This window comes from Piscinibacter lacus (assembly GCF_016735685.1).
Classification (GTDB): domain Bacteria; phylum Pseudomonadota; class Gammaproteobacteria; order Burkholderiales; family Burkholderiaceae_C; genus Aquariibacter; species Aquariibacter lacus.
In genome coordinates this window covers 977,458-986,255 of the sequence record NZ_JAERRA010000001.1, presented here as the reverse complement: position 1 = coordinate 986,255, position 8,798 = coordinate 977,458, and the positions used below count along the sequence as shown (strand labels likewise).

Genomic DNA, 8,798 nt, shown 5'->3' with positions numbered 1-8,798 from the left:
GTGTGCCGGAGCGGTACCGCGGCCCAGCCCTTCCCGACCCCGGATCGGCAAAAACCCCTGGCTATACTCTGCCTCCTTTTTCAGCAGGCCCCCGTGACCGCTCCCCTCGCCCTCGGCCCGATCACGGTGCCCAACCGCCTCTTCGTCGCCCCCATGGCGGGGGTGACGGACCGGCCCTTTCGCATGCTGTGCAAGCGGCTTGGCGCGGGCTATGCGGTCAGCGAGATGGTCACCTCGCGCCGCGAGCTGTGGGACAGCCTGAAGACCTCGCGCCGGGCCAACCACGAGGGCGAGAGCGCGCCGATCGCCGTGCAGATCGCCGGCACCGACCCGGCCGAGATGGCCGAAGCCGCGCGCTACAACATCGCCCGCGGCGCCCAGGTCATCGACATCAACATGGGCTGCCCGGCCAAGAAGGTCTGCAAGGTCTGGGCGGGCTCGGCCCTGATGCAGGACGAGGATCTGGCCCTGCGCATCGTCGAGGCCACGGTCGAGGCCGCCCGGCCCCACGGCGTGCCGGTCACGCTGAAGATGCGCACCGGCTGGAGCGCGAGCGGCCGCAATGCGCTGACGATCGCCCGCAAGGCCGAGGCCGCCGGCATTGCCATGGTCACCGTGCACGGCCGCACCCGCGAGCAGGGCTACGGCGGCGAAGCCGAGCACGACACCGTGGCCGCCATCAAGCGCGCGCTGTCCATCCCGGTGGTGGCCAATGGCGACATCGACAGCCCCGAGCGCGCCCGCGAGGTGCTGGCCCGCAGCGGCTGCGACGCGATCATGATCGGCCGCGCGGCCCAGGGCCGGCCGTGGATCTTCGGCGACATCGCACACTTCCTGGCCACCGGCCGCCACCGGCCGGCGCCGGCCACGCTGCAAGTGGCCGACTGGCTGCTGGAGCACCTGGTCGACCATTGCAGCCTCTACGGCGAGACCGCCGGCCTGCGCAGCGCGCGCAAGCACATCGGCTGGGCCGTCCAGGGCCTGCCGGGCGGGGCGGACTTCCGCGACCGCATGAACCGCATCGACACCGCCGCGGCCCAGCAAGCCGCCGTGCGGGACTACTTCCAGGCCCTCGCGCAGCAGCATCCGCGGCTGCCGGCGGCCGAGCCCAAGCGGCCCGCCGAGACCGCCGCCCCCCACGACGACCTGCCCGCCGCCGCCTGCGCCGCGGCCTGAGCCATGAGCAACAAGAAGACGATCGAAGGCTGCATCCGCGACAGCCTGGAAGGCTATTTCAAGGACCTGCGCGGCGCCGAGCCGCACAACGTCTACGACATGGTGATGGAAGTGGTCGAGAAGCCGCTGCTCGACGTGGTCATGCAGCAGGCCGAGGGCAACCAGTCCCGGGCCGCCGAGTGGCTGGGCATCAACCGCAACACCCTGCGCCGCAAGCTTTCGCAGCACAAGCTCATCAAGCAAGACGGCCCGCGCGGCTGAACCCCATGAAGCTCTCGCATCTCAGCGCCCTGCTCTCGGTCTCCGACAAGACCGGCCTCGTCGAACTCGCCCAGGGCCTGCACGCCCTGGGCATCAAGCTGCTGTCGACCGGCGGCACCGCCAAGCTGCTGGCCGAAGCCGGCCTGCCAGTGACCGAAGTGGCCGAGCACACCGGCTTCCCGGAGATGCTCGACGGCCGGGTCAAGACCCTGCATCCCAAGATCCACGGCGGCCTGCTGGCCCGCCGCGATGTGGCCGCGCACCGCGATGCGCTCAGCACCCACGGCATCGCGACCATCGACCTGCTGGTCGTCAACCTCTACCCCTTCGAGGCCACCGTCGCCAAGGCCGGCTGCACGCTGGGCGATGCGATCGAGAACATCGACATCGGCGGCCCGGCCATGGTGCGCTCTGCCGCCAAGAACTGGAACGATGTGGCCGTGCTCACCGATGCCGCCCAGTACGCCGGCGTGCTGGCCGAGCTGCAAGCCCACGGCGCCGTGCAGCGCGCCACCCGCTTCGCCCTGGCCGTGGCGGCCTTCAACCGCATCAGCAACTACGACGCAGCGATCAGCGACTACCTGTCGTCCCTCGAGCTGCCGGCCGACGATGCCGCCGTGCCGGCCCGCAGCGCCTTCCCCGCGCAGAGCAATGGCCGCTTCGTCAAGCTGCAAGACCTGCGCTACGGCGAGAACCCGCACCAGCAGGCCGCGCTCTACCGCGACCTCTTCCCCGCCCCCGGCTCGCTGGTAAGCGCCAAGCAGCATCAGGGCAAGGAGCTGAGCTACAACAACCTCGCCGATGCGGACGCGGCCTGGGAAGCGGTGAAGGCCTTCGACGGCGCCAGCGACGGCCCGGCCTGCGTGATCGTCAAGCACGCCAACCCCTGCGGCGTGGCCCTGGGTCGCACGGCGGCCGAGGCCTATGCCGGCGCCTTCGCGACCGACCCGAACTCGGCCTTCGGCGGCATCATCGCCTTCAACGTGCCGGTGGATGCGGCAGCGGCCGAGGCCGTCAGCAAGCAGTTCATGGAGGTGCTGATCGCCCCGGGCTACAGCGCCGAGGCGCTGAGGATCCTGGCGGCCAAGGCCAACACCCGGGTGCTGGAGATCCCGCTCGATGCCGTGCAGCGCGAAGGCGCCACGCCCTGGGCGCGCGGCCAGAACGCGCAGGACGTCAAGCGCATCGGCTCGGGCCTGCTGATCCAGAGCGCGGACAACGCGGTGCTCGCCGCGGCCGATCTGAAGCTCGTCACCACGCGCAAGCCGACGCCGGCCCAGGTCGCCGACCTGCTGTTCGCCTGGAAGGTGGCCAAGTTCGTGAAGAGCAATGCCATCGTCTTCTGCAGCGGCGGCCGCACCCTGGGCGTGGGCGCCGGGCAGATGAGCCGGCTCGACAGCGTGCGCATCGCCAGCATCAAGGCCCAGCATGCCGGCCTGAGCCTGCGGGGCGCGGTGGTGGCCAGCGACGCCTTCTTCCCCTTCCGCGACGGCCTGGATGTGCTGGCCGACGCGGGCGCGAGCGCCGTCATCCAGCCGGGCGGCTCGATGCGCGACGAAGAGGTCATCGCCGCGGCCGACGAGCGCGGCGTGGCCATGGTCTTCACCGGCCTGCGGCACTTCCGCCATTGAGCCCGCGCGCGTACGCCCCGGTGTGCGCGCGCCGTCAAGCCGGGGGGCCGCGGAGGCCGGCGTCATGCACCGCGGGCTAGCATGCCGCGCATGAGCACCGGACTCGCCACCGTCATGGGCTGGTTGCTGTCCTTCATCGCGCGCCTGGTCACCGGGGCCCAGGGCCACTGGCTGGGCTGCGTGCCGAAGGACGAGCAGCGCATCTACTTTGCCAACCACCAGAGCCACCTCGACTGGGTGCTGATCTGGTGCGCCCTGCCGCGCGAGCTGCGCGCCCGCACCCGGCCGATCGCCGCCCGGGACTACTGGACCACCGGCCGCTTCAAGCACTGGATCACCCGCGAGGTCTTCCGCGCCGTCTACGTCAGCCGCAGCCGCAGCGAGGACCAGGATCCGCTGGAGCCGCTGGTCGAGGCGCTTTCCGCGGGCGATTCGCTGGTGATCTTTCCCGAGGGCACGCGCAGCAACCTCGGCGAACCGCAGGCCTTCAAGACCGGGCTCTACCACCTGGCCCGGCAGTTCCCGCAGGCGGTGCTGATCCCGGCCTGGATCGACAACGTCCAGCGCGTGATGCCCAAGGGCGAGGTCGTGCCGGTGCCCATCCTCTGCACGGTCAGCTTCGGCGCGCCGCTGGCGCCGCCGGCCGGCGGCGAGGACAAGCGCGACTTCCTGGCGCGCGCGCGCGCCGCCGTGCTGGCCCTGCGGCCGGCCAGTCCCTGAGGTCGCCATGGGCGACTTGCGCACGCTCAGCGTCAGCCAGCAGACCGGCCTGCTGTTCCTGATCGTCTTCGGCCTGCTGGCCCTGAGCAGCCTGGCCCTGTTCGCCCGCAGCCTGCGACCCGACCCCAGCCCGGCTCAGCGCCTGAGCCTGGCCAGCTTGCAGCGCGACCTGCGCGCGGTCTGGATCGGCAGCCTGCTGTTCTGGCTGTCCTGGCTCAGCGGGCCGCTGGGTGCCACCCTGCTCTTCGGCTTCTTCAGCTTCCTGGCGCTGCGCGAGTTCATCACCCTGATGCACACCGGCCGCAGCGACCACCGGGCGCTGATCCTGGCCTTCTTCGTCGTGCTGCCGCTGCAGTACCTGCTGGTCGGCACGCGGCGCTTCGACCTGTTCAGCGTGATGATCCCGGTCTATGCCTTCTTCGCGCTGCCGGTGGCCAGCGCGCTGGCCGGCGATCCGCAGCGCTTCCTGGAACGCAATGCCAAGATCCAGTGGGGCATCATGGTCTGCGTCTACGGCCTGTCGCACACGCCGGCCCTGCTGCTGCTGAACTTTCCGCGGCATGGCGGGCGGGGTGCCTTCCTGGTCTTCTTCCTGGTCGTCGTCGTCGGCCTCGGGCAGCTCGTCCAGGGCTGGGCCAGCCGGCGCCTGCCGGGCCGGCCGGTGGTGCGGCAGATCGACCGCCGCTTCAGTTGGCGGGCCTGGGCCAGCGGCACGCTGGCGGCCGGCCTGGCGGGCGCGCTGATGTACTGGGCCACGCCCTTCAAGCCGCTGCAGGCCATGAGCCTGGCCCTGATCGCGGCCGGCAGCGGCCTGCTCGGCGAGCTGGTGATGCAGGCCCTCAAGCGCGATGCCGGCGTGCGCCACTGGGGCCACCGCGTGGCCGTGGTGCCGGCCGGGGCCGAGGGCCTGGGCACGGTCACCGGCGCGGTCGGCCTGCTCGACCGCATTGCAGCGCTGTGCTTTGCCGCACCGGTCTTCTTCCATGCCGTGCGCTGGTACTTCAGCCTCGGACGCTGAGCCCATGTCCGCCACCCGCGTCCTTGGCATCGACCCCGGCCTGCGCACGACCGGCTTCGGCGTGATCGAGGCCGAGGGCGCCAGCCTGCGCTACCTGGCCAGCGGCACCATCCGCACCGACAGCCTGCCCAATGGCGACCTGCCCGGGCGCATCAAGCTGATCTTCGACGGCGTGCGCGAGATCGTCGCGCGCTACGAGCCGCAGCAGGCGGCGCTGGAGATCGTCTTCGTCAACGTCAACCCGCAGAGCACGCTGCTGCTCGGCCAGGCGCGCGGCGCGGCGCTGGCCGCCCTGGTCAGCCGCGGGCTGGCGGTGTCGGAATACACCTCGGCCCAGCTGAAGAAGGCCGTGGTCGGCGCCGGCCAGGCGCGCAAGGAGCAGGTGCAGCACATGGTCATGCACCTGCTGAAGCTGCCGGGCCTGCCGGGGCCGGATGCGGCCGATGCGCTCGGCCTGGCGATCGCCCATGTGCATGTCGGCGGCTCGCAGGCGGCGATTGCCGCCGTGACGCCGCTGCAGCGGCGCGCGCACAGCCAGTACCGGGGCGGGCGCAGCTACTGAGCCTTCCCCGCCGCGGGGCTCAGAGCATCACCACCAGCCGCTCCAGGAAGAGCACGCCGAAGAAGCCGAGACCGGCCAGCAGCGTCCACTTCAGGATGACCAGGCCGCGGCGGCGCCAGACGGCCTGGCCGGTGCCGATCGCCATCGCGAAGCAGAGGATGGAGGCCAGCAGCAGCAGGCCGACGACGAGGCGGGCGATCAGCATGACGGGGCCCCGGGCTCAGCGGCCGAAGCCGACAGCCGGTGCGAAGCCGCGCGGCGCATCGGCCTCGCGCTCGAAGGAAGCGATCTCCCAGGCCTCGGGATCGTCCAGCAGCGCACGCAGCAGCTTGTTGTTGAGCGCGTGGCCGCTCTTGTAGGCGCTGTAGGCGGCCAGCAGCGGTTTGCCGGCGATGTAGAGGTCGCCGATGGCGTCGAGGATCTTGTGCTTCACGAACTCGTCGTCGTAGCGCAGGCCGTCGGCATTCAGCACACGGCGGTCGGCCACGACGATGGCGTTGTCCATGCTGCCGCCCAGGCTCAGGCCGCGAGCCCGCATCATGTCTACGTCCTTGGTGAAGCCGAAGGTGCGGGCGCGGGCGATGTCGCGGCCGTAGTCACCGCGGGCGAAGTCGAACTCGACGCGCTGGCCGGTGGCATCCACCGCCGGATGGTCGAAGTCGATCTCGAAAGCCAGCTTGTAGCCATGGTGCGGCTCCAGCCGCGCCCACTTGAGGCCGGCGCCCTGGCCCTCGCGCACTTCCACCGGCTTCTTCACCCGCAGGAAGCGCTTGGCCGCGGCCTGGCCCTGCACGCCGGCGCTCTGCAGCAAGTAGACGAAGCTGGCCGAGGAGCCGTCGAGGATGGGCACCTCCTCGGCGGTGATGTCGATGATCAGGTTGTCGATGCCCAGGCCGCAGCAGGCGCTCATCAGGTGCTCGACGGTGTTGACCTTGGGCGCACCGGGATCGCCACCGGGCGACAGGGTCGAGGCCAGCCGCGTGTCGCAGACCGAAGTGGCCGTGACCGGAATCTCCACCGGCACCGGCAGGTCGACCCGACGGAAGACGATGCCGGTGTCGACCGGCGCAGGCCGGAGAGTCAGCTCGACCCGCTGCCCGCTGTGCAGGCCGACGCCAACGGCGCGGGTGAGGGTCTTGAGACTGCGTTGGGCCAACATGGCTTGGATTGTAGGAAGCCGGTCAGCACCCGGCAGCGACCTGCCTTCACGGGGCCTAACGCTTGCACCCGGTGCGGCCAAGCGCGGCGGGTCGACCGGGTCAAAGCACAGCAGAAGAACCGGGTGCCCGGCCCAGGCGTGGCCCGCAGCTGCGCGGCGCGCAGCCCCAGGCGCGCGTGCCTCAGCCTTGCGAGATCCCGGTCAGCTCGTCGGCCAGGCGCTGGCCGGCCGCAAGGTCGAGCGCGCCGGTGTAGATCGCACGGCCGCAGATCACGCCCTGCACGCCTTCGGATTCGACCGCGCACAGCGCCTCGATGTCGGCCAGGTTCGACAGGCCGCCGGAGGCAATGACCGGAATGGTCAGGGCCTGGGCCAGCTTGACGGTGGCCTCGATGTTGATGCCGGTCAGCATGCCGTCGCGGCCGATGTCGGTGTAGATCACGGCTTCGACGCCGTAGTCCTCGAACTTCTTGGCGAGGTCCACCACCTCGTGGCCGGTCAGCTTGCTCCAGCCGTCGGTCGCGACCTTGCCGTCCTTGGCATCGAGGCCGACGATGATGTGGCCGCCGAAGGCCGTGCAGGCATCGCGCAGGAAGCCGGGGTTCTTGACCGCGGCGGTGCCGATGATGATGTAGCTCAAGCCGCCGTCGAGGTAGCGCTCGATGGTGTCGAGGTCGCGGATGCCGCCGCCGAGCTGCACCGGGATCTCTTCGCCGACCTCCTTGAGGATGGCCTTGATCGCGGGCTCGTTGACCGGCTTGCCGGCGAAGGCGCCGTTCAGGTCGACCAGGTGCAGGCGACGCGCGCCCGCATCGATCCAGCGGCGGGCCATGGCGGCGGGATCCTCACCAAAGGTGGTGGAGACGTTCATGTCGCCCTGTTGCAGGCGGACGCATCGGCCGTCCTTGAGGTCGATGGCAGGAATCAGGAGCATGGCCGGTTCGAGGGATGGGGGCGGGAAGGACGGACCGCGGCTGCAGGCCTCAGGGACGCCAGCTCAAGAAGTTGCGGTAAAGGGCCAGGCCGTGTGCCGCGCTCTTCTCGGGGTGGAACTGGGTCGCGAAAATATTATCCCGGGCCACCGCGCTGGTAAATCGCAAACCGTACTCGGTGCTGCCCGCGGTGTGGGCCGCATCGTCCGGCGCGGCGTGGTAGCTGTGCACGAAGTAGAACCAGGCCTCGTCGGGCACGCCGGCCCAGACCGGATGCACCGCCCCGCCCCGGAAGGGGTGCTGGCGCACGCGGTTCCAGCCCATCTGCGGCACCTTGTGGCGGCTGCCGTCGGCCTGCAGGGCGTCGTCGAGCCGGAAGCGCCGGACGCGGCCGGGGATCAGGCCCAGGCCGGGCGTGTCCTGCTCCTCGGAATGGTCGAGCAGCATCTGCATGCCAACGCACACGCCCATCAGCGGCTTGCTGGCCGCCGCCTCCCGCACGGCGGCGAGCAGCTCGCCATCGTGGGCTTCGCGCAGCTCGCGCATGCAGTCGCGCATGGCGCCCTGGCCGGGCAGCACGACGCGCTCGGCCGCACGCACGGCCGCCGGATCGGCGGTGACGATGACCTCGGGCGCCGCCCCGCCCAGGCCCTGGGCGGCATGCATCACGGCCTGCGACACCGAGCGCAGATTGCCCATGCCGTAGTCGATGACGGCGACGCGTCCCATCAGAGGCTGCCTTTGGTGGAAGGAATCACGCCGGCGGCGCGGGGGTCGATCTCCAGCGCAAACCGTGTCGCGCGGGCGAAGGCCTTGAAGATCGTCTCGCACTGGTGGTGCGCGTTGTGGCCCTTGAGGTTGTCGATGTGCAGGGTCGCGCCGGCATGGTTGACGAAGCCCTGGAAGAACTCGAAGACGAGCTGGGTGTCCAGGCCGCCGATGCTGCCGGCGGTGAAGTTCACGTCCATGTGCAGGCCGGGCCGGCCGGAGAAGTCGATGGTCACGCGCGACAGGGCTTCATCGAGCGGCACATAGGCATGGCCGTAGCGGCGGATGCCGCGCTTGTCGCCCACCGCCTGGGCAAAGGCCTGGCCGAGGGTGATGCCGACATCCTCCACCGTGTGGTGGCCGTCGATGTGCAGATCGCCCTTCGCGTCGATGCGGAGGTCGATCAGGCCGTGGCGGGCGATCTGGTCGAGCATGTGGTCGAAGAAGCCGATGCCGGTGGCGAGCTGGGCTTCGCCCGTGCCGTCGAGGTTGACGGCCACATGGATCTGCGTCTCCTTGGTGTCGCGCTGGACGGAGGCGGTGCGGGGGAGGCTGCTCATGGCGGGCGACT

11 protein-coding genes are annotated in these 8,798 nt (G+C 70.7%); 6 read left to right on the top strand and 5 right to left on the bottom strand.

Going from position 1 to position 8,798, the window contains the following annotated elements; genetic code table 11:
* Window positions 1-93: 93 nt before the first annotated feature.
* From dusB to ruvC, 6 genes are all read left to right on the top strand, one after another.
* Window positions 94-1,176, top strand: coding sequence for a tRNA dihydrouridine synthase DusB (gene dusB / locus JI742_RS04505; RefSeq protein WP_434057628.1), 1,083 nt, complete (start codon window positions 94-96; stop codon window positions 1,174-1,176).
* A 3-nt stretch (window positions 1,177-1,179) separates the two neighbouring features.
* Window positions 1,180-1,437 carry a Fis family transcriptional regulator gene (locus JI742_RS04500; protein ID WP_201824326.1) on the top strand — a complete coding sequence of 86 codons (258 nt, stop codon included), beginning with the start codon at window positions 1,180-1,182 and terminating at the stop codon, window positions 1,435-1,437.
* A gap of 5 nt (window positions 1,438-1,442) precedes the next feature.
* The gene (gene purH / locus JI742_RS04495; RefSeq protein WP_201824324.1) at window positions 1,443-3,068 is read left to right on the top strand and encodes a bifunctional phosphoribosylaminoimidazolecarboxamide formyltransferase/IMP cyclohydrolase; all 1,626 of its coding nucleotides are present in this window, start codon (window positions 1,443-1,445) and stop codon (window positions 3,066-3,068) included.
* Window positions 3,069-3,158: 90 nt separating this feature from the next.
* Complete coding sequence (locus JI742_RS04490; RefSeq protein WP_201824323.1) at window positions 3,159-3,788, top strand: lysophospholipid acyltransferase family protein; 630 nt, start codon at window positions 3,159-3,161, stop codon at window positions 3,786-3,788.
* Window positions 3,789-3,795: 7 nt separating this feature from the next.
* A complete protein-coding gene (locus JI742_RS04485; RefSeq protein WP_201824322.1) occupies window positions 3,796-4,806 on the top strand; it encodes a phosphatidate cytidylyltransferase in 1,011 nt (336 codons plus the stop codon).
* Window positions 4,807-4,810: 4 nt separating this feature from the next.
* Window positions 4,811-5,368 carry a crossover junction endodeoxyribonuclease RuvC gene (ruvC, locus tag JI742_RS04480; protein WP_201824321.1) on the top strand — a complete coding sequence of 186 codons (558 nt, stop codon included), beginning with the start codon at window positions 4,811-4,813 and terminating at the stop codon, window positions 5,366-5,368.
* A gap of 19 nt (window positions 5,369-5,387) precedes the next feature.
* Here ruvC and JI742_RS04475 read toward each other — a convergent pair whose 3' ends face one another.
* From JI742_RS04475 to hisB, 5 genes are all read right to left on the bottom strand, one after another.
* Window positions 5,388-5,573, bottom strand: a complete 186-nt coding sequence (locus tag JI742_RS04475) for a hypothetical protein (protein ID WP_182664794.1) — start codon at window positions 5,571-5,573, stop codon at window positions 5,388-5,390.
* A 15-nt stretch (window positions 5,574-5,588) separates the two neighbouring features.
* A complete protein-coding gene (lpxC, locus tag JI742_RS04470; RefSeq protein WP_201824320.1) occupies window positions 5,589-6,527 on the bottom strand; it encodes a UDP-3-O-acyl-N-acetylglucosamine deacetylase in 939 nt (312 codons plus the stop codon).
* A gap of 181 nt (window positions 6,528-6,708) precedes the next feature.
* Window positions 6,709-7,461 carry a 1-(5-phosphoribosyl)-5-[(5-phosphoribosylamino)methylideneamino]imidazole-4-carboxamide isomerase gene (gene hisA / locus JI742_RS04465; RefSeq protein ID WP_201824319.1) on the bottom strand — a complete coding sequence of 251 codons (753 nt, stop codon included), beginning with the start codon at window positions 7,459-7,461 and terminating at the stop codon, window positions 6,709-6,711.
* 49 nt (window positions 7,462-7,510) lie between these two features.
* On the bottom strand, window positions 7,511-8,188 hold the full coding sequence (gene hisH / locus JI742_RS04460) for an imidazole glycerol phosphate synthase subunit HisH (RefSeq protein WP_201824318.1): 678 nt from the start codon (window positions 8,186-8,188) through the stop codon (window positions 7,511-7,513).
* Window positions 8,188-8,787 carry an imidazoleglycerol-phosphate dehydratase HisB gene (gene hisB, locus JI742_RS04455; protein ID WP_201824316.1) on the bottom strand — a complete coding sequence of 200 codons (600 nt, stop codon included), beginning with the start codon at window positions 8,785-8,787 and terminating at the stop codon, window positions 8,188-8,190. The genes hisH and hisB overlap by 1 nt, the downstream gene beginning before the upstream one ends.
* Window positions 8,788-8,798 lie beyond the last annotated feature (11 nt).